Source organism: Rhodovulum imhoffii, from assembly GCF_003046545.1.
GTDB classification, from domain to species: Bacteria; Pseudomonadota; Alphaproteobacteria; order Rhodobacterales; family Rhodobacteraceae; genus Rhodovulum; species Rhodovulum imhoffii.
This window is the reverse complement of record NZ_QAAA01000011.1, coordinates 1-22,687: the sequence shown is the minus strand read 5'-3', so window position 1 is coordinate 22,687 and position 22,687 is coordinate 1. Positions and strand designations below refer to the sequence as shown.

General features: G+C 62.1%; 29 protein-coding genes and 1 tRNA gene. 11 read left to right on the top strand and 19 right to left on the bottom strand.

Going from position 1 to position 22,687, the window contains the following annotated elements; translation table 11 throughout:
- Positions 1-60 precede the first annotated feature (60 nt).
- Complete coding sequence (locus C8N32_RS09960) at positions 61-1,014, bottom strand: TAXI family TRAP transporter solute-binding subunit (RefSeq protein WP_107892894.1); 954 nt, start codon at positions 1,012-1,014, stop codon at positions 61-63.
- Between the two features lie 53 nt (positions 1,015-1,067).
- Positions 1,068-1,940, bottom strand: coding sequence for a MurR/RpiR family transcriptional regulator (locus C8N32_RS09955; RefSeq protein ID WP_107892840.1), 873 nt, complete (start codon positions 1,938-1,940; stop codon positions 1,068-1,070).
- A 128-nt stretch (positions 1,941-2,068) separates the two neighbouring features.
- Here C8N32_RS09955 and C8N32_RS09950 point away from each other — a divergent pair, with 128 nt between their 5' ends.
- Complete coding sequence (locus C8N32_RS09950) at positions 2,069-3,388, top strand: aspartate aminotransferase family protein (protein ID WP_107892839.1); 1,320 nt, start codon at positions 2,069-2,071, stop codon at positions 3,386-3,388.
- Here the strand turns inward: C8N32_RS09950 and C8N32_RS09945 are convergent.
- The 12 genes from C8N32_RS09945 to C8N32_RS14970 form a co-directional block, all read right to left on the bottom strand.
- Entirely contained in the window at positions 3,385-3,852 is a 468-nt protein-coding gene (locus tag C8N32_RS09945) for a DUF427 domain-containing protein (RefSeq protein WP_107892838.1), read from the bottom strand. The two genes, C8N32_RS09950 and C8N32_RS09945, sit on opposite strands and share 4 nt — an antisense overlap.
- Before the next feature lie 54 nt (positions 3,853-3,906).
- Positions 3,907-4,227 carry an antibiotic biosynthesis monooxygenase family protein gene (locus C8N32_RS09940; RefSeq protein WP_107892837.1) on the bottom strand — a complete coding sequence of 107 codons (321 nt, stop codon included), beginning with the start codon at positions 4,225-4,227 and terminating at the stop codon, positions 3,907-3,909.
- Positions 4,228-4,247: 20 nt separating this feature from the next.
- Positions 4,248-4,655 (bottom strand): universal stress protein, encoded by a 408-nt coding sequence (locus tag C8N32_RS09935; RefSeq protein ID WP_107892836.1) that lies wholly within the window; start codon positions 4,653-4,655, stop codon positions 4,248-4,250.
- A 311-nt stretch (positions 4,656-4,966) separates the two neighbouring features.
- A complete protein-coding gene (locus C8N32_RS09930) occupies positions 4,967-6,001 on the bottom strand; it encodes a ribonuclease E/G (RefSeq protein WP_107892835.1) in 1,035 nt (344 codons plus the stop codon).
- Positions 5,998-6,573 (bottom strand): Maf family protein, encoded by a 576-nt coding sequence (locus C8N32_RS09925; protein WP_107892834.1) that lies wholly within the window; start codon positions 6,571-6,573, stop codon positions 5,998-6,000. Before C8N32_RS09925 ends, C8N32_RS09930 begins: the two co-directional genes overlap by 4 nt.
- A gap of 185 nt (positions 6,574-6,758) precedes the next feature.
- The gene (infA, locus tag C8N32_RS09915) at positions 6,759-6,977 is read right to left on the bottom strand and encodes a translation initiation factor IF-1 (RefSeq protein ID WP_037209844.1); all 219 of its coding nucleotides are present in this window, start codon (positions 6,975-6,977) and stop codon (positions 6,759-6,761) included.
- Between the two features lie 118 nt (positions 6,978-7,095).
- Entirely contained in the window at positions 7,096-7,593 is a 498-nt protein-coding gene (locus C8N32_RS09910; RefSeq protein ID WP_207186914.1) for an arsenate-mycothiol transferase ArsC, read from the bottom strand.
- Entirely contained in the window at positions 7,565-8,050 is a 486-nt protein-coding gene (locus C8N32_RS09905; RefSeq protein ID WP_107892832.1) for a UPF0262 family protein, read from the bottom strand. The genes C8N32_RS09910 and C8N32_RS09905 overlap by 29 nt, the downstream gene beginning before the upstream one ends.
- On the bottom strand, positions 8,047-9,357 hold the full coding sequence (gene hisD / locus C8N32_RS09900) for a histidinol dehydrogenase (RefSeq protein WP_107892831.1): 1,311 nt from the start codon (positions 9,355-9,357) through the stop codon (positions 8,047-8,049). The genes C8N32_RS09905 and hisD overlap by 4 nt, the downstream gene beginning before the upstream one ends.
- Positions 9,358-9,386: 29 nt before the next feature.
- A complete protein-coding gene (locus C8N32_RS09895) occupies positions 9,387-9,863 on the bottom strand; it encodes a DUF2948 family protein (RefSeq protein ID WP_107892830.1) in 477 nt (158 codons plus the stop codon).
- Positions 9,863-11,128, bottom strand: a complete 1,266-nt coding sequence (gene murA / locus C8N32_RS09890) for a UDP-N-acetylglucosamine 1-carboxyvinyltransferase (RefSeq protein ID WP_107892829.1) — start codon at positions 11,126-11,128, stop codon at positions 9,863-9,865. Before murA ends, C8N32_RS09895 begins: the two co-directional genes overlap by 1 nt.
- Entirely contained in the window at positions 11,129-11,272 is a 144-nt protein-coding gene (locus tag C8N32_RS14970; RefSeq protein ID WP_170106770.1) for a hypothetical protein, read from the bottom strand.
- An 89-nt stretch (positions 11,273-11,361) separates the two neighbouring features.
- On the opposite strand from C8N32_RS14970, the gene C8N32_RS09885 reads away from it, so the two are divergent.
- Positions 11,362-11,436: transfer RNA gene (locus tag C8N32_RS09885), tRNA-Thr, on the top strand.
- Between the two features lie 132 nt (positions 11,437-11,568).
- On the opposite strand, the gene C8N32_RS09880 is transcribed toward C8N32_RS09885, so the two are convergent.
- Genes C8N32_RS09880 through C8N32_RS09870 form a run of 3 tightly spaced genes read right to left on the bottom strand, consistent with a single transcriptional unit; the run spans position 11,569 to position 14,057 of the window.
- Positions 11,569-12,315, bottom strand: coding sequence for a formylglycine-generating enzyme family protein (locus C8N32_RS09880; RefSeq protein ID WP_107892828.1), 747 nt, complete (start codon positions 12,313-12,315; stop codon positions 11,569-11,571).
- Positions 12,316-12,345: 30 nt separating this feature from the next.
- Positions 12,346-13,566, bottom strand: a complete 1,221-nt coding sequence (nirK, locus tag C8N32_RS09875) for a copper-containing nitrite reductase (RefSeq protein ID WP_107892827.1) — start codon at positions 13,564-13,566, stop codon at positions 12,346-12,348.
- A 56-nt stretch (positions 13,567-13,622) separates the two neighbouring features.
- Positions 13,623-14,057 (bottom strand): pseudoazurin, encoded by a 435-nt coding sequence (locus C8N32_RS09870; RefSeq protein WP_107892826.1) that lies wholly within the window; start codon positions 14,055-14,057, stop codon positions 13,623-13,625.
- 156 nt (positions 14,058-14,213) lie between these two features.
- On the opposite strand from C8N32_RS09870, the gene C8N32_RS09865 reads away from it, so the two are divergent.
- Positions 14,214-14,945: a Crp/Fnr family transcriptional regulator gene (locus C8N32_RS09865; RefSeq protein ID WP_242509428.1), complete on the top strand. Its 732-nt coding sequence runs from the start codon at positions 14,214-14,216 to the stop codon at positions 14,943-14,945.
- On the opposite strand, the gene C8N32_RS09860 is transcribed toward C8N32_RS09865, so the two are convergent.
- The gene (locus C8N32_RS09860; RefSeq protein ID WP_107892825.1) at positions 14,937-15,149 is read right to left on the bottom strand and encodes a DUF1858 domain-containing protein; all 213 of its coding nucleotides are present in this window, start codon (positions 15,147-15,149) and stop codon (positions 14,937-14,939) included. The two genes, C8N32_RS09865 and C8N32_RS09860, sit on opposite strands and share 9 nt — an antisense overlap.
- Positions 15,150-15,269: 120 nt before the next feature.
- On the opposite strand from C8N32_RS09860, the gene C8N32_RS09855 reads away from it, so the two are divergent.
- The 8 genes from C8N32_RS09855 to C8N32_RS09820 all read left to right on the top strand — a co-directional run bounded on the left by C8N32_RS09855 (position 15,270) and on the right by C8N32_RS09820 (position 22,167).
- Positions 15,270-15,722, top strand: a complete 453-nt coding sequence (locus C8N32_RS09855) for a c-type cytochrome (RefSeq protein ID WP_107892824.1) — start codon at positions 15,270-15,272, stop codon at positions 15,720-15,722.
- 12 nt (positions 15,723-15,734) lie between these two features.
- Positions 15,735-17,084 (top strand): cbb3-type cytochrome c oxidase subunit I, encoded by a 1,350-nt coding sequence (locus C8N32_RS09850; protein WP_107892823.1) that lies wholly within the window; start codon positions 15,735-15,737, stop codon positions 17,082-17,084.
- A 3-nt stretch (positions 17,085-17,087) separates the two neighbouring features.
- Entirely contained in the window at positions 17,088-17,882 is a 795-nt protein-coding gene (locus C8N32_RS09845) for a CbbQ/NirQ/NorQ/GpvN family protein (protein ID WP_107892822.1), read from the top strand.
- A 5-nt stretch (positions 17,883-17,887) separates the two neighbouring features.
- Entirely contained in the window at positions 17,888-19,771 is a 1,884-nt protein-coding gene (locus C8N32_RS09840; RefSeq protein ID WP_107892821.1) for a nitric oxide reductase activation protein NorD, read from the top strand.
- A gap of 1 nt (position 19,772) precedes the next feature.
- Positions 19,773-19,952, top strand: a complete 180-nt coding sequence (locus tag C8N32_RS09835; RefSeq protein ID WP_107892820.1) for a protein NnrT — start codon at positions 19,773-19,775, stop codon at positions 19,950-19,952.
- Complete coding sequence (locus C8N32_RS09830) at positions 19,949-20,197, top strand: NnrT protein (RefSeq protein WP_107892819.1); 249 nt, start codon at positions 19,949-19,951, stop codon at positions 20,195-20,197. Before C8N32_RS09835 ends, C8N32_RS09830 begins: the two co-directional genes overlap by 4 nt.
- Before the next feature lie 111 nt (positions 20,198-20,308).
- The gene (locus C8N32_RS09825) at positions 20,309-21,502 is read left to right on the top strand and encodes an NnrS family protein (protein ID WP_107892818.1); all 1,194 of its coding nucleotides are present in this window, start codon (positions 20,309-20,311) and stop codon (positions 21,500-21,502) included.
- Positions 21,499-22,167, top strand: a complete 669-nt coding sequence (locus C8N32_RS09820; protein ID WP_107892817.1) for an NnrU family protein — start codon at positions 21,499-21,501, stop codon at positions 22,165-22,167. The genes C8N32_RS09825 and C8N32_RS09820 overlap by 4 nt, the downstream gene beginning before the upstream one ends.
- A 308-nt stretch (positions 22,168-22,475) precedes the next feature.
- On the opposite strand, the gene C8N32_RS15095 is transcribed toward C8N32_RS09820, so the two are convergent.
- A partial coding sequence (locus tag C8N32_RS15095; RefSeq protein WP_211309707.1) for a hypothetical protein occupies positions 22,476-22,687 on the bottom strand: 212 nt, incomplete at its 5' end.

Sequence of the window (22,687 nt, the reverse complement as noted above, 5' to 3'; positions counted from 1 at the left end):
GGCGCCTATCTTTGCGCCTTGGAAGCGGGGCGCCGATGGCGCCCCGCCCGATGGCGGATCTTATTCGATCCAGCCCTTTTCACGGTAATATCTGGCCGCCCCGTCATGCAGCGGCGCGGAAAGGCCGTCTTTCACCATCTCCTCGGGCATGAGATTGGCAAAGGCGGGGTGCAGGCCCTTGAAGTCATCGAAATTGTCGAAGACCGACTTCACCAGCGCATAGACCGCATCTTCGGATACACCGGCCGAGGTCACCAGCGTCGCGCCCACGCCGAACGTCATGGTATCCGCGTCGTTGCCGCGATACATGCCCCCCGGAATGGTGGCGACACGGTAGAACGGGTTATCGGCAACCAGTTGATCCACGGCAGCGCCATCCACCTTCACCAGAACCGAATCACAGGCGGTCGTGGCCTCCTGAATCGAGCCGGAGGGGTGACCGACGGTGTACACCATCGCATCGATCTGATTGTCGCACAGCGCGGCGGACTGCTCGGCGGCTTTCAACTCCGTCGCGAGTGAGAAGTCGTCCATCGTCCAGCCCTTGGCCTCCATCAGCACCTCGATCGTGCCGCGCTGGCCGGAACCGGGGTTGCCGACGTTCACGCGCTTGCCCTTCAGATCGTCGAAATTCGCCACTCCCGCATCGGCGCGGGCAACGACGGTGAAGGGCTCCGGATGGATCGAGAACACCGCGCGCAGATATTCGAAGGCACCCTGCTCTTCGAACTTGGAAGACCCATGATAGGCGTGGAACTGCCAGTCGGACTGGGCAACGCCGAACTCGAGCTCCCCCGCGCGTATGGTGTTGATGTTGTAGACGGAACCCCCGGTCGATTCGACCGAGCAACGGATACCGTGATCCTTGCGGCCCTTGTTCACCAGGCGGCAGATTGCACCGCCCGTCGGGTAATACACCCCCGTCACGCCACCGGTTCCGATGGTGATGAATTCCTCGGCCATGGCCGGAGCGGTCATGGCCCCCAAAGCCAGGGCGGCTACAGTCAGTTTCATCTTTGCAAACATCAAGGATACTCCCTTCGTTGGTTGGGTTTGCAGGTTATCGATCACGCGTCCCGGAATTCCTCCAGCCGGTGATTTCGGGTTTCCACCTCCTCGATACGGGTCTTGGCGCAGGGCCCGGCACGGGCCACCAGCATCCCGACGATGGTCTCCGCCAGCACCAGGCTGGCAGCGTAGGAGGAAAAGAACTGCGGACTCTCGGACGGAAGGATGAACCCGGCGCTGGCGTGTTTGAGCGCGGGACAGGCGTGGGTATCGGTGATGACGATGACATAGGCCCCCTGCCCCGCTGCCATCTGCGCCGCACAGATCGACCGGCGCGCAAAGGGCGGCTTGGTCAGCACAAGGAACACGTCCTCCGCGCCCAGATCGGCCAGCGCATTGGCCAGCGACCCGCCCGGCGACCCGGCAATCGTCCAGTTGGCCGCAAAGTAGTATCCCATATAGGCCATGTATTCGACGATGCCGGCCGATCCCAGCGCCCCGAACAGAACCACCTTGCGGGCGCGGTGCATTCTCTCCACCGCCGCTTCCAGGCGGACCGGATCGATCAGCTTGGTCAGCGCCTCGATATTGGCGATACAGGCCCCCGCCTGTCGCATCAACAGCGGCGGTTGGTCACCGGTCCCGGCCTCGGCCTGCAACCGGCGCGCCTTTTCGGAAAATGACACCACCCGCCGCCCCACCGCATTGCGGCTGAGCTCCCGCATCTCCTCATAGCTCGAAAAACCCAGAGCCCGTGCCAGGCGAGAAAACGTTGCCGGGGCAAGACCCGAACTGGCGGAAATCGCCCGCAAGGAGCGGGTCGCCACATCGACCGGATGCGCGGCGACAAAGTCCGCAGCATCGCGCAGTTTCGCGCTGAGATCCCCATATTCCGCGGCGATCTTGTCCTCGATCGTCAGGATTTGCGGCATCCTCCCCCCGGCGAAAGATTCGCTGAAACACAGCGTTTCAGGCGTTTTAAGCGTTGTCAATCAATGAAACGTATGTATCAATTCCGCGATCCCCTGTTCCAGCGCGCGAGTCGTGCAAAAGGTTCGAAATGTCTCACATCTTTCCCCGAAACTGCAAGATTGCATTGCCACAGGTGGCACATGGCGATGGCGTTTATCTTTTTGATACAGAAGGAAAACGCTACCTTGACGGCTCTGGCGGCGCAGCCGTATCCTGCCTTGGCCATTCGGACCCGGATGTCAGCGCGGCCATCAAGGCGCAACTGGACAGGGTGGCCTTCGCCCATACCGGATTTTTCACCTCTCAGCCTGCCGAGGCGCTGGCCGACAAGCTTGTTGCCCACGCCCCCGAGGGGCTGGATCGGGTGTATCTCGTATCCGGTGGTTCCGAAGCGGTGGAAGCGGCGCTCAAACTCGCACGGCAGTATTTCATCGAAACCGGACAGCCGGAGCGGCACCGGGTCATCGCCCGGAGGCAGAGCTATCACGGCAACACCCTGGGCGCGCTGGCGACCGGGGGCAACATGTGGCGACGTGAGCCGTTCGCGCCGCTGATGATCGAGACCAGCCACATCGCCCCCTGCTATGCCTATCGCGACCAGCAGAAAGGCGAAACGGCATGGGACTACGGCCAGCGCGTTGCAAACGAGCTGGAGGCAGAAATCTGCCGCCTGGGGCCGGAAAACGTGATGGCCTTCGTCGCCGAACCGGTCGTGGGCGCAACCGCAGGGGCTGTCCCGCCGGTGGAGGGCTATTTCAAACGCATTCGCGAAATCTGCGACCACCACGGCGTCCTGCTTATTCTCGATGAGATCATGTGCGGGATGGGCCGCACCGGCACCCTTTTCGCCTGCGAACAGGACGGGATAAGCCCCGACATCATCACCATCGCCAAAGGGCTGGGCGCCGGCTATCAGCCGGTGGGTGCAATGCTGTGCACGGGCCATATCTACGACGCCATCGAACAAGGGTCGGGATTTTTCCAGCACGGGCATACCTATGTCGGCCATCCGACCGCCGCCGCCGCCGCGCTTGCCGTTTTGACCCGGCTGACCGACGGCGGGCTGGTGGCGCGCGCGCAGGAGATGGGCGAGAAGCTGGATACTGCCCTGCGCGCAGCCTTTGGCCAGCACCCGCATGTGGGCGATATCCGGGGGCGTGGCCTGTTCCGCGGGCTGGAACTGGTGGAAGACCGGGAAACAAAGCGCCCCTTCCCGCGTGAGCGCGCCGTTCACAAAACGGTCAAGCGGGCCGCGTTCGAGGCCGGACTGATCTGTTACCCGATGGGCGGGACCATCGATGGCCAGCGCGGCGATCACATCCTGCTGGCGCCACCCTTCATCCTGACCGATACCCAGACAGACGAACTTGTAACAAAGCTGAGCACCGCACTGGGCGCCACGCTCTAGCCGGCCCGCGCCCCCTCGGGAAAGCCCGACAGGTTGGACGTGACCCACCCGCCATGCCCGCTGCCGGCCTGGGGCAGAACCGGCTCGCCGCCAACGTAACAGGCGTCCATCTGCTCCGGGCAAAACGCGACATAGCGCGCCAACCCCGTAAACGCGCCGGTGGGGTAAGGGTGGCTCCACGCCGCGCGGGGGATGACCAGATCGCCACCGCAGACATCGTAAAACTGCGCGCGGCCTTTCCATTCACAGAAACTGCGCCCGGAACACGGGCGCAGCGCGTTTGGATCCACGTCTTCGCGGGGGAAAAAATAGGTAGGTGCGTGATGCGTTTCCAGTACCCGCAACCCGCGCATGGTGTACGCGATCGTCTGGCCGCCCAGAACAACGCGCAACCGCGCCGATACAGGGCGGACTTCGGGTGGGCGCGGATAGGTACGAACATTTTCAGGCGGCAAGGACGTCATCGATCTCCTCCCAAACTGGCGATGACTTAGCGCCCTCCCCCCCTTGGTCAAGGCTCAGTCGTAGCTTTCGAAAACGTCATACATCACCGGTTCAAAGCTCTTGCTCAACTCCGTGAACCGGCGGTTCCGGTCACGCATTTCTTCCGAACGCAGCATCGCCTGAAAGTCCTCTCTCCGCACCCACTGGGAATAATTGGCAATTCGGGTCTGGGCATCGTTGACATGCAGCCCCGCCCCAATGAAACCCGGCTGCCTGGAGATGAAGCTCGCATAGGCTTCCGAAAGCGCGTCCAGCAAATCCTGGCAGGTGCCGGGCGTAACTTCGAAGGTGGTGATGACAGTCTGGAATTCGTTCGATCTGGAAATAGTAGGCATTCCGGTCTCCCTCAACGGTTTCAGCGCAGCACATGAACCGAGCACGCCGCGTGGCGCACGACCCGCCCGGCGGTCGAACCCAACAGGTAATCCTGCAAACCCGGCCGGTGCGAGGCCATGATGATACAGTCTGTCCCGTGACGCTGCGCGTAATCGAGAATCGCCGCTGCCGGGTGTCCGGTCACGATTTTGGTGTGAATGTCCTCGTCCAGGCCCGTTAAGGTCAAAAGCGCCTCGCGGGCCTCCTTGCGGGTTTTTTCTTCCTGACCGGCGGGCAGATATTGCGATACGTAAGGCGGTATCGCCTCAATCACGGAAAGAGCGGTAATCCTGCCCCCCTCCGCCCGAAGCGCCCGGGCGATTTCCAACACCTCCGGCGTGTGTTCCCCGTGATCCATCGCAATGGGGACGAGTATTTCCTTGTACATCTTGCCTCTCCCGGCGGGTTCCCATTTCTTCACAGTGGCACATCCCGGCGACCAAACGAAGTGCCAACCTCTTGCGTCAGAGCGAAAATCTCCCATGTGCCGATGTCCGGACGGCAGGCACGCGTGTATCCGGCACAAACGGCAGAAACACCGCCCGGACCAAGGCAAATCCGGAACGCGCCCAAAACACGCCAAGCCTCAGCGCCCCCTCATAGCAGGGCGGAATACGGTCGGGGAGACCTTCAGCCCGCGCCTGTCGCTCCGGCTGGACAGGTGGAGAGGCATCCCCTTCCTTTGGGCAAGCCGGCCGCTCAGGCCCCTCTCTCTCCAAGCGGCGGACGTTCACGCTTTCGGGTCAGTTCGACATGGCCAAGCGCCGTCCACCCGATAAATGTCGTCTCCACCGGATCGACGCGCAACGCCGCCCGAAGCGCCTGTTCCACCTGCCGGCGATCCTTCTTGGGCATCGGGGCGAAATCGACCACGATCTGCCCTCCAAGCCCGCGCAAGCGCAACTGACGCGGCAACTCTCGGGCGGCTGCGAGATTCGCCTTCAGCCCCGCCGCGGGCGACGTATCCGGGCCGGTGTTCACATCCACCGCCACGAGGGCCCGCGCAGGCTCGACCCATAGCTCACCCCCACCCGGAAGGATTGCCGGGCCCGACAGTGCCGCAAGCGCCTCATCGATACCATGCTGCACAAACGCGTCCGGCGCATCGAAAACCGCATCCGGGTCTGGGCTGGCCCAATCGTGCCAGGCGCGCAAGTGCGCATCGGGAGCCTCCAGAAGCAGTTCCGGCCCACCGGCCGCATCCGCGCAGATCTGCTCCGACAGGGCGCGCATCGCAGCAATGTCCTCTGCGATGGCCCGTCCGTCGACACCCTTACAGGCGGATCGCAGAATCAGGCCGAGATGTGGCGCACATCCCTGCATCGCCTCATGGGCAATCTCCAAAAGGCGGTCCCGTTCGTCATCATCGCGAATCATGCGCGAAACATTCAGCCCCGGCGCGTCCGGGGTCACGATTGCGTACCGGCTCTTGAACAGAATTTTCGAAGTTACCGGCACGGCTTTCCCTGGCTCTGCCACGCCCGTGACCTGCACGAGGGCCGCCTGCCCGGGCGCAAGATCCCGCGCCTGCCGCAGAAAGGCGCTGCCTTCGGGCAACTTCACGAACACCCCGCCCTGCCCCTTGACCGGACGGTCCACAACGGCGCGATAAATTGCGCCCACGCCGGGCGCGCCGACCGGGTCAAGAAACAGATCCTCAAGCCGCCCGTCGACCATCAGGGCCGCGGCCTTGGCGCCCCCGAACGTTCCCAACACCACCGCACGGCCCTTCATCGTCCCCCCCACAGCGGATATCCCGCCCCTTGCAACAGCGCCGCCGTTTCGGCCAGGGGCAAACCGACAACGGCGGAAAAGGAACCGCCGATCCAGGGCACAAAAGCCCCGGCCATCCCCTGTATCCCGTAGGCCCCCGCCTTGCCCTGCCAGTCGCCGGATTGCAGGTAAGCGTTCAGGTCATCGTCGCCGAGCCTTTTGAACCTGACGGTCGTCACCACTTCGCGGTGCCATACCCGTTCTCCAAGCCGCAACGCGAGCGCCGTAACAACCCTGTGCCGGCGACCGGAAAGCGCCAGAAGATACTCTGCCGCCTGTGCCACGTCAGCGGGTTTTCCCAGAATGCGCCGGCCAAGCGCCACCGTGGTATCCGCCGTCAGGACAAGCTCATCGCAGGCGGCCTCGACGGCATAGGCCTTTTCCACGGCCATGCGCTGGCAATAGGGGCGGGGCAATTCCCCCTTGCGGGGTGTTTCGTCGATATCCGCCGCGCGGATCGCATCCGGCAAGACTCCGATCTGCGCCAGTAACTCCTTGCGGCGCGGGCTGGCCGAGCCAAGGATCAATCGCATGACGGGCCGCCCCAGTCACACCGAAAGGTCTTGAAGAAAAGCCCCATATCCATCGCGGCGCTGTTGAAAAGAGTCCGCACCCCGGAGTCGTTCGGCTTCCCGACCGGCGCGTGCAGATATGCTGCGTCCTGCCGCTCCGCCTCACGGAGCCCGGCCCTTTGGTCGCGGGACCTGCTCATACCCGATTACTTGAAGCGGTAATTTATACGCCCCTTGGTCAGGTCGTAGGGGGTCATTTCCACCTGGACCCGGTCGCCTGCCAGAACGCGGATGCGGTTCTTGCGCATCTTGCCTGCCGTATGTGCGATGATCTCATGGCCGTTTTCAAGCTCGACCCGGAAAGTCGCATTGGGCAGGAGTTCCTTAACGACGCCGGGAAATTCGAGCATTTCTTCCTTGGCCATGGTCACTCCATTCTAAAATACCCGCCTGAGCGCGAGCGTGGCTCTAAATGGGCCTGATTGGCCTGATTTTCAAGGTGAAAATGCCGCTTCTGCCCGAAATGGCCGGAAATCGCCGCATTCAGCGGGCAGGTCTTTCGCCGGGGGGACCAAAACGGTCGGCAATGTGGCGCGCGATCTGATCGCGGGTCTGGCGATAAGCTGCCAGCTTGGCCTCTCGGGTTTCGCCAAGGCCTGTCGGGTCAAGGATAGGCCAGTATTCGACGTCGAGATGAAAGAACCGCGTCAATTCCAGCGCCCGGCGCTGGCTGGCGGGCGAAAGCGCAACGATCAGGTCGAACCCCGAAAGGTCATCCCCCCAATCCTCCATCTCGTCAAAACTCCGGACCCGGTGGCGGTCCAGCAGCACGCCGATTTCATTACATACAGCAACTGAAAATCCGTCGATCTCCCGGTCGTTGCGAACGCCGACAGACTGCACATAGGTTCCGTGGCCGTAATATTTCTTCATGATGCCCTCGGCCATGGGCGAGCGCACGGAGTTGTGGTCACAGCAAAACAATACCGAGGACGGTAGCGTCGAGGCCACCTCACCCCCCGAAATGGAGTACACAGACAAGGGTAAAAAGCCTCCGGGCGGTGTCTATATCCAGTTCTGCCTTGCCCTCCAGGCGTTCTTGCAAAACCCGCGCGCCTTCGTTGTGGATACCCCGGCGGGCCATGTCGATGGCTTCTATCTGGCTGGGGGGCAGCTTCTTGACCGCATCAAAGTAGCTTTCACAGATATGCCAGTAATCCTTGACCACCTGCCGGAACGGCGACAGCGACAGATGAAACTCCGCCGCCGGGGCGTTTGCCTCCGTGCGCACATCGAAAACAAGCCGCTTTTCACGGATCGACAGCGTCAGCCGGTACGGTCCTTCCGGCGCCGCGCGATCTTCACGTGCGGGCAAGGCAAAGGAATTGTCCTCCATCAGGTCGAACAGCGCGACCTTGCGTTCCTGCTCGATCTGGGGGGTGGGGGGCGGCAGGTTGCTGTCGTCCAGTTCGACGTGGCTCAGGCGGGCGGCGCTCATTTGCTTTCCTCGTTCAGACGGTCCAGCCGGCAGCGCACCGACAGACCGTGCGCCTCCAGACTTTCGGATATTGCCAGAGTCTCCGCCGCCGGGCCAATAGCATGCAGGGCAGAGGGGGTCATTTTCGCCAAAGTCGTGCGTTTCATGAAGTCCAGCACGCTCAGGCCGCTGGAAAACCGCGCCGAGCGCGCCGTGGGAAGCACATGGTTCGGGCCGCCAACATAATCGCCGATCGCCTCAGGTGTCCACTGACCAAGAAAAATGGCCCCCGCATGCCTGGTTTTTTCGGCCAGCGCCTCGGGGTCGGCCACACACAGTTCAAGATGCTCGGGCGCAATGCGGTTCGACAGGGCCGCCGCCTCATCCATGTCACGTACCGTGATGACGGCACCGTAATCGCGCCAGCTCGCCCCCGCGATATCGCGACGCGCCAGCGTTTTCAGGCGCGCCTCCACCGCTTGCGCCACAGCCTGACCGAAGGCGGCATCGTCGGTTATCAGAACCGATTGCGCGACCTGATCGTGCTCCGCCTGGCTAAGCAGATCCAACGCCAGCCAGTCGGGGTCGTTATCCTTGTCTGCAATCACGAGAATCTCGGACGGCCCGGCGATCATGTCGATGCCGACCTTGCCGAAAACCCGCCGCTTGGCTGCCGCGACGAACGCGTTGCCGGGGCCGGTGATCTTGTCCACCGGCGCAATCGTCGGGGTGCCGTAAGCCATGGCGGCAATCGCCTGCGCCCCGCCGATGCGATAGATGGCGTCCACCCCCGCCAGCCTTGCCGCCAGGATGACCAGCGGGTTCACTTGCCCATCGGGCGTGGGAACACAAATCGCCAGCCGCTCCACCCCGGCGACCTGCGCGGGAATCGCATTCATCAAGACCGAAGACGGATAGGAGGCCAGCCCTCCCGGCACGTAAAGCCCCGCTGCGGAAACCGGGCTCCACCGCCAGCCAAGGGTTGCACCTTCCGGGTCCGTCCACAGGGCATTTTCAGGCCGCTGGCGCACATGGTAGGCGCGGATGCGTTCTGCCGCCAGTTCCATCGCATCCCGGTCCCGCGGGCTGACCTTGCCGCATTGGGCTTCAACCTCCGCCGCACTGAAGGCAAGGGTCTCGGGGGTCAGTTTTAGACGGTCGAACCTCTCGGTCAGCTCGATCACCGCCGCATCGCCGCGCGCACGCACATCGGCAATGATACGGGCGACGATGTCGTCCACCTCCGGGCTGTCTTCGCGCTTGGCGCCCAGAAGCGCGGAAAATTCGGCCTCGAAATCCGGGTCGGAGCTGTTCAGGAATACCGGCATCTTATCTGTCCTTGGTTCATTGCGCCGGGCTACTGCCCGTGCCGCGGGGCCTTGCCCGAAGGTGCGATATAGGGGCGGGTGACGTCGCGGAGCGTGGCATCGAGGCATTCGACATCCAGCGCAATCGCGCCATCCCCGGCCAGGGTCAGATCCACCCGTCCGGTACCGTCTTCGCCCGGCGTGAACGTAACCGACAGCAGCGACAACACAAGATCGCCCTGCCCGCGGGTGAAGCCCTGGCTCGCGACCTTCATCACGTCGCCAAACACCAGCAGCGTCCGCACCCGCTCGAACGGTCGGCCAACACGCTCCGCCTTTTCGTGATCTTCCCAGCGAAAGCGGTTGAGCAACAACGCAAACCGGCGCGCGGTGCGGTCCCACGTCATTTCCGCAACCGGAAAGACGGCGTCCTGCACCAGCGCGGAAACCACTTCAAGCCCTTCCCGGTCCGTCGCCATCAGCGAAAGGGGCTTTTCCCCCCCATCTTCGAAACGCGCATCTGCCATCAGCCCTGCACCCGTTCAATATGCGCCCCGCAGGCGCTGAGTTTCTGCTCAACCTTCTCGTAGCCGCGATCCAGGTGATAGACACGGCTGACAATGGTTTCTCCTTCCGCCGCCAGCGCGGCCAGGATCAGTGAAACGCTGGCCCGCAAGTCGGTGGCCATGACCGGCGCCCCCTTGAGCCCCGCAACCCCCGTGACCGTGGCGGTGCCGCCATGCACCTCGATCCGCGCCCCCATCCGCCCCAGTTCCGGCGCATGCATGAACCGGTTCTCGAAGATTGTCTCCTCCAGCACGCTGGTACCCTCGGCCGTGCACAAAAGGGCCATCATCTGGGCCTGAAGATCGGTCGGAAACCCTGGGAACGGTTCCGTGACCACGTCAACCGCCCGGATGCGCCCGTTCTTGCGTGCCACTTTCAGCCCCTTTTCGGTTTCCTCCACGGAAATCCCCGCCGCATCCAGCTTTTGCGCGAAGGCAGCCACGAGTTCCAGACGCCCTCCCAGGCAGGTGACTTCCCCTCCGGTGATCGCCGGGGCCAGCATGTAAGTCCCCAATTCGATCCGGTCCGTCACCACGGCGTGGGTCGCACCGCCAAGACGCTCCACCCCTTCTATGGTGATCGTGCCGGTGCCTTCTCCCTCGATCTGCGCGCCCATCTTGCGCAGGCAGCGGGCCAGGTCGACGATTTCGGGTTCACGCGCGGCGTTCTTCAGCACCGTCGTTCCCTTGGCCAGCGTGGCGGCCATCAGGGCATTCTCGGTGGCGCCGACGGAAACCATGGGGAAGACCACCTCCGCGCCGCGCAAGCCACCGGGAGCCTCGGCATGAACATAGCCGTCCTTCAACTCCAGCTTCGCCCCCATCGCATCGAACGCGCGAAGATGCAGGTCCACCGGGCGGGCGCCGATGGCACAACCGCCGGGCAGGGAAACCTCGGCCCGGCCATCGCGCGCCAGAAGCGGCCCCAGAACGAGAATCGAGGCCCGCATCCTGCGTACGATCTCATAATCCGCACGATGGCTCGTCAGCCCGTGGGAGGACATCGCCAGAACCTTCCCGCGGTGCAACGGAGCGACTTCGGCCCCCAGCGACTGCAACAACTCCGCCATGGTGCGAATGTCCGAAAGACGCGGCGCATTCGTAAGGGTCAGGGGCTCATCCGACAGCAATGTCGCCGGCATCAGCGCCAGGCAGGCATTCTTGGCCCCCGCTATCGGGATTTCGCCGTGAAGCGGCCCGTTCCCGCGTATGATGATCTGGTCCATTCAGCGCTGCTCCTTCCCGGCCCCGGCCTTGCGTTTGCGGGCCTGCTGCTTGCGCCTGGCCAGATTCGCCTTGAGCGCCTGTTTCAGGCGGTCTTCCCGGCTTTCCGGTTTGGTCGCATCGGATCTGGGGGTTTTTCTGGTCATGGGGGTCTCTGTAACGCAGGGCAAAAAAAGCGTCCAGATTGCGCTTGCGTCCCAAGACGATTGAGTCTAACTACCCCGCCACACGGTTTGCCGCAGTAGCTCAGTGGTAGAGCGCACCCTTGGTAAGGGTGAGGTCGGGAGTTCAATCCTCCCCTGCGGCACCAGAAAGTCCTTCAATTCAAGCCATTTGACCGCAGCCTCCGGAAGGCCGGGCCAGCGGCACGGGCGGGTACAGGACGCTGGCGGATATCCCGTATGTATCCCGCGTGGCGGGATACCCCGTCCTTCGGGAACGATCAGATCGCGGCATCCGTCACGAGACGCATCCCCAAATGGGCTGGCGGCGTCCCGACCGCACAGCCGCCACGCGCCGGATCGCGAACCAGAAAAGACATCACCGCCTGGTGCTCTCCCCCCACGAAAAAGGCGGGGCAGTAGGCCGGGTCCACGCTCTCCGTCGCACCGGCGTAACAGTCCTGGGTCCATTCCCACACGCTGCCGTCAAGATCGGCGATGCCGTGCGACGAGATCGAAAAACTCCCCTGCGGTCTGAGCGCCCGGGGAGCCACGCCCTCAACCAGATATGCGGACGCCCAGGTGAGGGAAGGATCCGTGAAAAGCGGATCGGGCACCTCCGGCAGGACCGAGGCCGCCATGAACTCCCACTCCGGCACCGTGGGCAACCGGAACGCGTGGCCCGTCACGGAAGAGATCCAGGAAACGTATTCCTGAGCGTCGAGATAGCTCAGGCCCGTCGCCGGCGTGGTCGCCGGATTCCGGCCGGACGCGGCCCGAAGCTCAAGCGCGCAAGCCCCCTGCGCATGGCAGTTATTCCACTCCGCGATCGTGACTTCGTGCCTCTGAACGAAAATTGCAGTTCCGTCGGGAAAGATCACGGGCCGGGCGGCCATCACCGGCATGAATGTGGAAACGGGGGCGCGCTGTATCAGCACGCCCCCCACGACGCCCGCCACCAACAGCCCCGATACCGCAAGACGCAGGAACACTCGGGAAACGGATTTGGGACTGTCAGCGGCGGCCATCGTTTGCTCCTCACCGATCGGGCACAGGCCTCAGGTCTTGAAGGACCGCGGCGCGACAACCTGTTCCATCAGCGTATTGTTCCATGTGCCTTCCACGACGAAATGGGCCGTCGCGCCCAACAGGACACCTTCGATCAGGTTGTGGTTGACATAAGCGTAAACGCCCGGCTGTTCAAAGGTATACATCGCGGCAACCGCACTGCCGCCGCGCACGAACCAGGTTTCCATGTCGCGCGAGGGGGCATCGGTGAACGAGGTTTCCCAGACATAGTTTCCATGACCGCCGATCAGGTGGGGTCGGGAATCCCGGTTCGCCTGATTGTGGATCATCAAAACGGTTTCACCGACCTTCGCCTTGAGCGCATTTTCCCCGGTCAGCGCGCCGACTGCCCCGTTGAAAACCGAATGCGTCGGTATCAGGCCGCGCATCGCCTCGATACTGTCGGCATAATCGTCCCCCGCAGCATCATAGGTGCGGTAATCTCCGTTTTCGTCCATCGGCAGATAGTAATCCTGCTCACCGATATAGGCGATCCGGTCGTAGCGCAGCGGGTTGCCATCCTTGTCTTTCAGACCGTCGCGCGGCAGCACCATGACGGCACCGTTCATTCCGTGGGTGACATGATACGGAATCATCGCGCCGCCCGGAGCACAGTGATAGGTGAAACAGCCCGCCTTGGTCGCTTTCCAGCGCAGCACGGTTTCCTCTCCGGGATAGACATGGGTCAGGCCACCGCCCCCCAGAGCCCCGGTCGAGGCATGGAAGTCGATGTTGTGCTCCATCTTGCTGTCGATCGGGTTGCGCAGGGTCAGTTCGACCATGTCGCCTTCGTGGCAAATGATCAGCGGCCCGGGAACCGAACCGTTATAGGTCAGCGCCCAGATAGACGCACCGGTGTCCTCATCCACGACCATTAGTTTTTCGGTGGTCTCCAGCGTTATTTCGACAATCTTCGGGCCGCCTGTTGCAACCTGTTCATGTGCCGGAGCAAAGGGAGGGGCGACCAGATCCTGTTTCACACGGGTGTAGCCGGACAGGTCGACGGGCTGTGCGTTGGTGTCGGCAGCCGCTTGCCCTGCGGTCTTGTAAAGCCTGGCCGACCCCGCATTGATTGCGTGCAGGTGCGACGCGCGCGGCGTCGCCGCCATTCCGCCTGCGCCCGCCATTGCGGCAGCGCCGGCAAGAACGGAACCGCGCAGAACGTTGCGACGGCTGGTTCTGACGAGCCCGGGGTTGATAAGTTTGGTCATGGGTCCCTCCATGAGGTGGTTAAGGCCGCAGAAACACGCCTGCGCACCGAAATGGTTCAGAGATTTTCAAGCTGCGCCGTGAAGCGCTCCATGGCTTTCGGGGGCACGCGCCCTTCCAGGAAGTCGGCCGGGATGTCGACATCGCCCACAGCGATGGTCATCACCATGCCCATCGCGTAGTGCGGCTTGCAGATCACGCCATAGACCCCTTCGACATCAAGTGTAACTTCGAAATCCTCGCCGATCCTGCCGGAAAAAGCCTCCGCCCCCTGGGGCAGCATGCCCTTGTTCACTTCCGCATTATGCCCCTTGTCAGTGGCGAGAAACCTGATCGTGTCGCCCGCGGAAGCCCGGACGAAGGCAGGCTCAAAGACCATCCGCTCGCCATCCTCCTCGCTCTTGTTGAGCATCCTGACCTCGAAAGTCTCGGCAAAAGCCGCGCCCCCCATCAGGACAAAAAGTGCCAGACCGATTGCCGGTGTTCGGATCATCTTTATTTCCCTTTCAGACCGGATTTTGTTTGCCCTGAGATTACCTGATCTCGGGAATAAAAATTTGCTCTGGCACAAACTTCTGGACGATTGGCGACCTGGATATCTTCAAAACCGGGCTTGGCGCAAAATGAGAAAATGTGGCATGAGTTTGCCATGAAACATATTTCCATGCGCAAAACCCTGCCGCACCTCGATACAAGCCTGCTGAGCGATCTGCCCCCGTTTTCGCGACTGGACCGGCGGCAAATTCGCACGATCATCGACCAGTCTACGTCAAGGCGGTATGACGCGGGCACCGCGATCTTTGAGGAAGGGCATCCGGCCGAACGCTTTTACATGCTGCTGGATGGCTATGTACGGGTCATTCGCATCACCTATACGGGAGAGCAAATCACCGCACTTCATATCCCTTCCGGACAGCTTCTGGGAATTGCAAAGGCGATCGGGCTCAGCAATTATCCCGCCACGGCGATGTGTGCGACTGAATCGATCGTGCTCAGCTGGCCGATGCACCTGTGGGATGTTTTTGTGCGTGAGTATGACGGCTTTGCGCCCGAGGCCTACAAAACGCTGGGGAACAGGCTTGGGGAAGTGCACAATCGCGTCGTCGAAATCGCCACGCAACAGGTCGAGCAGCGTGTCGCAAATGCGCTGCTGCGGTTGATGACCCAGACCGGGCGCAAGGTTGAAAACGGGATTGAAATCGATTTTCCGATCACCCGGCAAAACTTGTCGGAATTGACGGCCACCACCTTGTACACGGTCAGCCGGCTGCTGAGCGGTTGGGAAAAACAGGGGCTGATCAAAAGCAAGCGCAAGCGTATCACGGTATGCGACCCGCATGCGCTGGTGGTTCTCGGTCAAACCCAGACCCGCTCAGACTAATCCGGCGGCCTGCATCAGTTCTGTCATGAACATCTCTTCATCCAGACAATATGCGGCACAAACGTCGCTTATCGTGTGAAACGGGCTGACAGGACAGCCGACACACAGCAACTTGCGCTGCATGAAGACCGGGATCGTCTGTGGCCACTCGGCCATAAGATCAGCCAACGGCAAATCGGGATCGTCCAGACGAACGTGACCCATCGAAACCTCCTTCTCTCCGGCCACCCTAAACGCACAATCGTGCCAAACGTTGCTCTGGCACAAACTTCGGTTCCGAATGTGCGGCTAGAAAAAACCATCCTGAATTGAAGGGGCCCGATCATGGCTGAAATTCTCACGAAATCGCGGGCGCGTAATATCTTCTACGGAGGCTCGATCTTCTTTGTCGTGATCTTCGTGGGAATGACCGTCCACTCGCACCGATACGTGGTGCAGACATCAACGGCCGGAATGGCACTCAGCGAAGATGTCGTCCACGGCAAGCACGTGTGGGAAAAACATTCCTGCATCAACTGCCACAGCCTGCACGGCGAGGGCGCCTATTTCGCACCCGAGCTTGGCAATGTGATGACCCGTTGGGGCGTGCAGGACAGCCCGGAGGATGCGTTCGAGTTCCTCAAGGGCTGGATCGAAAGCCAGCCCAGCGGGGTCGAAGGCCGCCGCCAGATGCCACGTTACGACCTGGCCGAAGAAGACATCCGCGGTCTCGCGGAATTTCTGCGTTGGGCCGACCAGACCGACACACAAGGCTGGCCACCCAATGACGCCGGCTAAGGAGGCTAGAAAATGAAATACCAATCTCAGAAAGTGGCGCTTTACTATTTCCTGGCCGCCATGGCGCTTTTCGGAATTCAGGTGCTGGGCGGGCTGCTGGCCGGCTGGATTTACGTTTCTCCAAACTTTCTGGCGGAAATCCTGCCCTTCAATGTCATCCGGATGATCCATACGAATGCCCTGATCGTCTGGCTGCTTCTGGGCTTTTTCGGAGCCGCCTATTTCCTGATCCCAGAGGAATCGGAACGTGAAATCTGGTCCACGAAGCTGGCTTACATCCAGCTTGTCATCCTTCTGGTGGGAACGCTTGGCGCGGTCGGCTCCTATCTTGCCGGGATTCATGGCGGGCGCGAGTTTCTCGAACAACCGCTGTGGGTCAAATTCGGCATCCTGGTTGCCGCGCTCATCTTCCTTCTCAATGTCTCGATGACGGTTCTGGCGGGCAAGAAGACCGCAATCACCAACGTGCTTCTGATGGGCCTTTGGCTGTTGTCGTTGCTGTGGATCTTTGCCTTCATCAACCCCGACAACCTGTCATTGGACAAGATGTACTGGTGGTTCGTGGTACATCTCTGGGTCGAGGCTACCTGGGAGCTTGTGATGGCGGCGATCCTGGCCTTCCTTCTGCTCAAGCTGACAGGTGTCGACCGCGAAATCGTCGAAAAATGGCTCTATGTCATCGTCGCCACGGCCCTGTTCTCCGGCATCCTGGGCACCGGGCACCACTTCTACTGGATCGGTCTTCCGGGGTACTGGCAGTGGGTCGGCTCCATTTTCTCGACCTTCGAGGTGGTTCCCTTCTTCCTGATGATGAGCTTTGCCTTCGTCATGGTCTGGAAGGGACGGAAAAATCACCCGAACAAGGCGGCCCTGCTCTGGTCGCTGGGGTCCAGTACTGTCGCGTTCTTCGGCGCGGGTGTCTGGGGCTTTTTGCACACGCTGCACGGGGTGAATTTCTACAGCCACGGCACGCAAATCACCGCCGCCCACGGGCATCTTGCCTTCTATGGGGCTTATGTCGCCCTGAACCTCGCGGTGTTCAGCTATGCGATGCCGATGCTGCGCGAACGCGCACCCTACAACCAGGTCCTCAACATGGCCAGCTTCTGGCTGATGACCGGCGGCATGGCGTTCATGACTTTCGTACTGACCTTTGCCGGCACGATCCAGACGCACATGCAGCGGGTCATCGGAGACTACTACATGAACGTCCAGGAAAGCCTTTCCGTCTTTTTCCTTATGCGCTTCGGCGCCGGAACGGCTGTGGTGATCGGCGCGCTTCTGTTCATCTACTCGATGCTGGTTGTGCGCAAAACCGAGGTCATCCCTCCCGGATCGGCCAACCCCGTTCCGGGAGAATAAGAAATGAACATGGCCTGTAAACCCGTCCTGCCGTTCTACCAACCGACCGGCTGCGAATGCGATCTCTTCGAGACGGCCCATGAAAACGGTCTGCCCCTTCTTCTGAAGGGGCCGACCGGCTGCGGCAAGACACGCTTTGTCGAACATATGGCAGCACGGCTGAACAAACCGCTTTTCACTGTGGCCTGCCATGACGACCTGTCGGCGGCGGATCTCATCGGGCGCTATCTGCTCAAGGGCGGGGAGACCGTCTGGGTCGATGGCCCCCTGACCCGCGCGGTGCGCGAAGGCGGCATCTGCTATCTCGACGAGGTGGTGGAGGCCCGCAGAGACGTGACCGTTGTGCTGCATCCGCTTACCGACACGCGGCGCACACTGATGATCGACCGGACGGGCGAAGAACTGGTGGCCCCAGAGGGCTTCATGTTGGTGGCGTCCTACAATCCCGGCTACCAGAACGTGCTGAAACGGTTGAAACCGTCCACACGGCAACGCTTCGTATCGATTTCGTTCGATTTTCCCGACTCCGGAACGGAGATCGCCGTGGTCGCGCGCGAAAGCCGCCTTGAACCGGCGCGGGTCGCCCCGCTGATACGTCTGGCCGGTCACATCCGGCGGCTGTCGGGAATGGATCTGGAAGAAGGGGTCTCAACCCGGCTTCTGATCTATGCCGCCACGCTCATGGCAGGCGGCATGAGCGTGGACCGGGCGCTGGAAGCGGCGGTTATCGAACCTCTCAGCGATGAGCCCGATGTTCAGCAGGCCCTGCGCGACCTGATCGCCACAGTCTACGGATAGATCCGATGCGCCTGCGCGATCTGATGGAACCCGAAGAAACCGTTGGCAACCTCTGGCACGATATCGCCAGTGGAATCGGGTCGGGCGTCACCTACCCCGAGGCCGGGATTCCACTTGCCGCAGTGCGCCCCAGCCTCACGGTGCTGTTCCGTTCGCTTGGCGGCGCGCCGGGTGTGGAGCTCGGCGAGACCGGGCCGACCCTGGTTCGCCACCGTCGCCCGGTGCGGCGCAAGATAGGAGCGGACCGGGATCGCGAATGGGTTGCGCGCTTCGATGGCGAGCGCCTTGCGTTGCCCCCCTTTTTCGCCAGCTTCTCCGACCCCGCATTGAACCGCGCGGCGTATTTCTGGCTGACCGCCCTGGCGGCGAAGTCCGACCTGTCTTCGATCGACCTGGCCGGAACCGGCCCCGAACAAGACCACGCACAAATTCTGGCCAACGCATCCGCCGCGGATGCGGTCCATGCGGCCTGCCCGGGTTTGCGGCAGGCCTATGCACAGATGGCGCGGCTTTGCCTGACTGCGCGTCCGGAAACAATGCGCCCGGCACAGGAGGCCGCGCTGGAAACCGCTATCCGTGCGCATCTTCGCGGCCATGCTGCGGAAATCCCGGTCGGCCCTGCCCCACGCGGCTACATGCCGACGGCGCCCGTCCCGATCTGGTTGCGCTTTTCGCACCCCGGTTCCGGGACCGGGCCGAAGGACGAGCAGGCCGAACCTGCGGCCCCCCCTCCGAATGCTGCAAACACCAGCCGCAAGCCGGGGCAGCGCAAGGATCAGGACCAGCAAAACCGCAAGGACAGCTTCATCATTCATCGGTTCGAATCCATCCTCTCCTGGGTCGAATCGATGAACATCAATCGCAGCGTCGACGACGACGATGACGAAAACGCGCAAAAGGCAGCAGAAGATCAGGACGAAATCGTGTTGTCCAGACAGGACCGCAAGGCCTCGACCCGGCTCCGCCTGCATCTCGATCTGTCGCCTGCCGACGCCGATCATGAAAGCCTGGCCGGAAAATACACCTACCCAGAGTGGAACCACCGCAGCCGCAGCTACATGCCCGACCATTGCCGCGTGCTCGACGCGCCGGCCCGGCCCGGCGACACGGCTTTCACACCAAACGCCCGCCGACTACGCGAGGTACGCCGCCAGTTCGAGGCGCTTCACCCCCGCCGGGTTCTGCAACCGCGCCAGATGGACGGGCCCGAGATCGACCTGGACGCCCTTCTGACCAGCCGTGCCGACCTGGTTGCAACCGGGCGGGGCAGCGACCGTATCTGGCAATCCGCCCGCCAGATGGAGCGCGATCTTTCGGTGGCCTTCCTCATCGACACTTCCCGGTCGACCGAGGCCGCCATCGGCGACACCAGTGTGATCGGGGTTGCCCGGGAGGCCATGGCGGCCCTGGCCGGTGGCATCGATGCGGCGGGCGACCGCCTCGCGATATGGGGCTTTTCCTCCTTGCGCCGGGACCGGGTATTCCTGACCCGCTGCAAGGACTTCAAAGACCCCATGGGCCAGGACATCATTGCCAACATAGGTGCGTTGCAACCCTGCCATTATACCCGCCTGGGGGCGGCGATCCGCCATGTCAGCGCGCAGCTGGCGCACGAACCCTGCACACGGAAAATACTTTTCGTCCTGACAGATGGCAAACCCAACGACCTGGACCATTACGAAGGGCGGCACGGCATCGAAGACAGCCATATGGCTGTAAGAGAAGCACGCAACACCGGACAAAGTCTTCATGGTATCGTGATCGACGAAGATGGGCAGGACTGGTTCGTTCGTATCTTCGGCCGGAGCGGCTTTACCCTTCTGCCCAACCCGGAACGCCTGACCAGGGCGCTGCCGGACATCTACCGGACCCTGACAAAGGAGACCTGACATGCGCGGCCCGACCCTTGTGTTCACCTTGCCCATCATCCTGTCGCCCGCATTCGCGGAGGGCTTTGACAGACCCGTCCCTCAAGCACAATCGGCCACCGCCGAATTCTGGTATGCACTGGCGGGCCTCGCACTCATTGCCGCTATGATCGCAGTACAACAGCTGGTCTCGCGCCGATGACGCAAGACGGGCGTTCGGGCGTCTCGACAATCCGGATCGCGCTCATGCTCTATCCGTTCGGGGCAGGGGCTGCGGCGGTAAATGTCTTTTTCGCCTCGCTGATCTTCAGCTGGGTGGGCGGGCCCATCGCCTCGATGTCATGGTCCATCGGTCTCGGCTGCATCATCGGGGCCCCCGCCACCTGGTACTTCGCCCGGCACATCCGCCAGCTTATGGACATTGCAGACAAAAAGCAGGTTCCATAACCCCGTCGCTCTGTGACCCAAGGGCGCCTGCACAGAAGGCAAGCATTTTCCCCGAACGGTTCCGAAAACGATCCCGCCTGAAAACGCCGCGCACAGATGTTGGAGCAATCAATGGCAAGACCTTCGGCAAAGCTCACGCACGTATGGCAAGCCCCGGCGCTTTTCAGTTTCGGGTTCAGACCCTTCTTCCTGTTCGGCGCGCTCTGGGCCGTTCTGGCGATGCTTTTGTGGCTGTCCACACTGTCGGGCGCGCTGACCCTGCCGACAAGGTTCGATCCCGTTTCCTGGCACGCCCATGAGTTCCTGTTCGGATATCTTGGGGCCGTGCTGGCCGGATTTCTGCTGACGGCGGTTCCCAACTGGACCGGACGCTTCCCGATAAGGGGCTGGCCGCTGGCGGCCCTGTTTGGGCTCTGGGTCGCTGGACGGATCGCGATACTCACGTCTGCCACATGGCCTGACGGGATCGCCGCAGCCATCGACCTGGCCTTCCTGCTGGCCCTTGACGCGCTGATCCTGCGCGAGATCGTTGCAGGCAAGAACTGGCACAACCTGATCGTTTTGGCGCTGCTTGCGGTCTTCACCCTGGCCAACGCCCTGTTCCATGTCGAGTGGATGACTGACGGCCATGCCGCCCAGGGGGTTGGTCTCCGGCTTGGCATTGCAACCGCCGTGATGACGATTGCCGTGATCGGCGGACGGATAATACCGTCTTTCACCCGAAACTGGCTCGTACGGGAAAACAATCCCGCACGCCCGGCCCCGCCGATGCAACGCTTCGACAAGCTCGTCCTTCTGGTCAGCATTGTCCTGCTGGCGCTTTGGGTCGGCCAGCCCCCTGGACCCTTCACCACGCCGGGGCTTGTCGTGCTTGGCATGTTGCATCTGGCACGTCTGATCCGCTGGCAAGGGCATCATACGTTCCGCGAACCCCTGGTCTGGATCCTTCACGTATCTTATGGGTTCATCCCTGCGGGCGCCTTGTCGATCGGGCTGGCCCGGATGGCCGGAATCTCCGCAACAGCCGCAGTTCAGCATTTGTGGATGGCCGGGGCCATCGGCGCGATGACGCTGGCTGTGATGACGCGGGCGACCTTGGGGCATACAGGCCAGAACCTGACCGCCAACAGGGCCACCCTGATGATCTATCTGTGCCTCTTCGGATCGGTGCTGGCACGACTTTGCGCAACCGCGCTTCCGGAACTGAGCCATATCTCGGGAATATTGTGGGTGGCCGCGTTCGGAGGGTTCGTCCTGACCTATGGTTCATTGCTTTTGCGTCCGAAACCGGAAAAACGATCATGAGCTGGGCCGGTTTTGCCGTCGTCTTCGCCGCGTTTTTCCTGACGCACTCGATCCCCGTGCACCCACCGATCAGAACGCGATTGACCGGGATCTTCGGCACACGGGGCTTCACGCTGGGCTATTCCGCCCTGTCGCTTGCGATGCTGGCATTTCTGATCCGCGCGGCAGGCCAGGCCCCTTACGTGCAACTCTGGCCACAGATGCCCTGGCAGCGTCACGCCGTGCATCTTGGCATGCTGGCGGTTTGCCTGATTCTCGCGCTCAGCGTCGGCCGCCCAAACCCGTTTTCATTTGGCGGATCACGAAACGACCGCTTCGACCCCGCTCGGCCCGGACTGATCCGGTGGAGCCGTCACCCGATCCTGCTGGCGCTGATCATATGGGCCGGTATGCATCTGGTGGCCAATGGCGATCTGGCCCATGTCATCCTGTTCGGCCTCCTTGGCAGTTTCGCAATGGCGGGCCGCCTGTTGATCGACAGACGCAAACGGCGCGACCTGGGCGAAGACCGCTGGCAAACGCTTGATGCCGCGCGCCGGGAGGCGGCGGTGCTTCCAATCCCCCTCTTCCGGGCAGAGGTCGCGGGGCGCATGGTGATCGGCCTGGGCCTGTTTGTCGGCCTGCTTTGGGCGCATCCGCACCTGATCGGCGTCCCGGCCCTATGACCAGGCCGCCCAGGACCGCTTGCATTGAACCAGCGCACTGCCCGCAGATACTGCGAAAGCTTCACGCCCGGCTCCTGGCGACGCATTGCCAAGCAGCGCCCCCTAAAGCCTGCCCGGCCCAAATCCTGATCCCCAAGGAAAGAAGGCAGTCTCCTCCGACCTCCCGGACATCAGCCTCTTGCAGGTCTTACCGCCTGATTTCAGAGGCGTTGGGGGCTGAGCCTGTCCAAGTCAGCACGTTCTACATTCAGGGCTTTGCGGAGGCATTTAGGACAGTGCGCGGCGAAATTGACGAGCTATGCACAAACTTACCAATCAACCTTGCCGTAACCGCCTTGCTTCACGCTATCCCAAACGAGACCGAGCGCCTCAACTATCTTGTCGAGAAAATTGACAACAACACAATGCCGCCCAAGAGGGCCGCGCGGCTCTAGGTGTTTGATGCCAGGGTTTGATGGTGCGATCCATTCGCTGGAATGGAAGGAAGCACTATGGGACAAGTTCGTCACGGCAGCGCCAC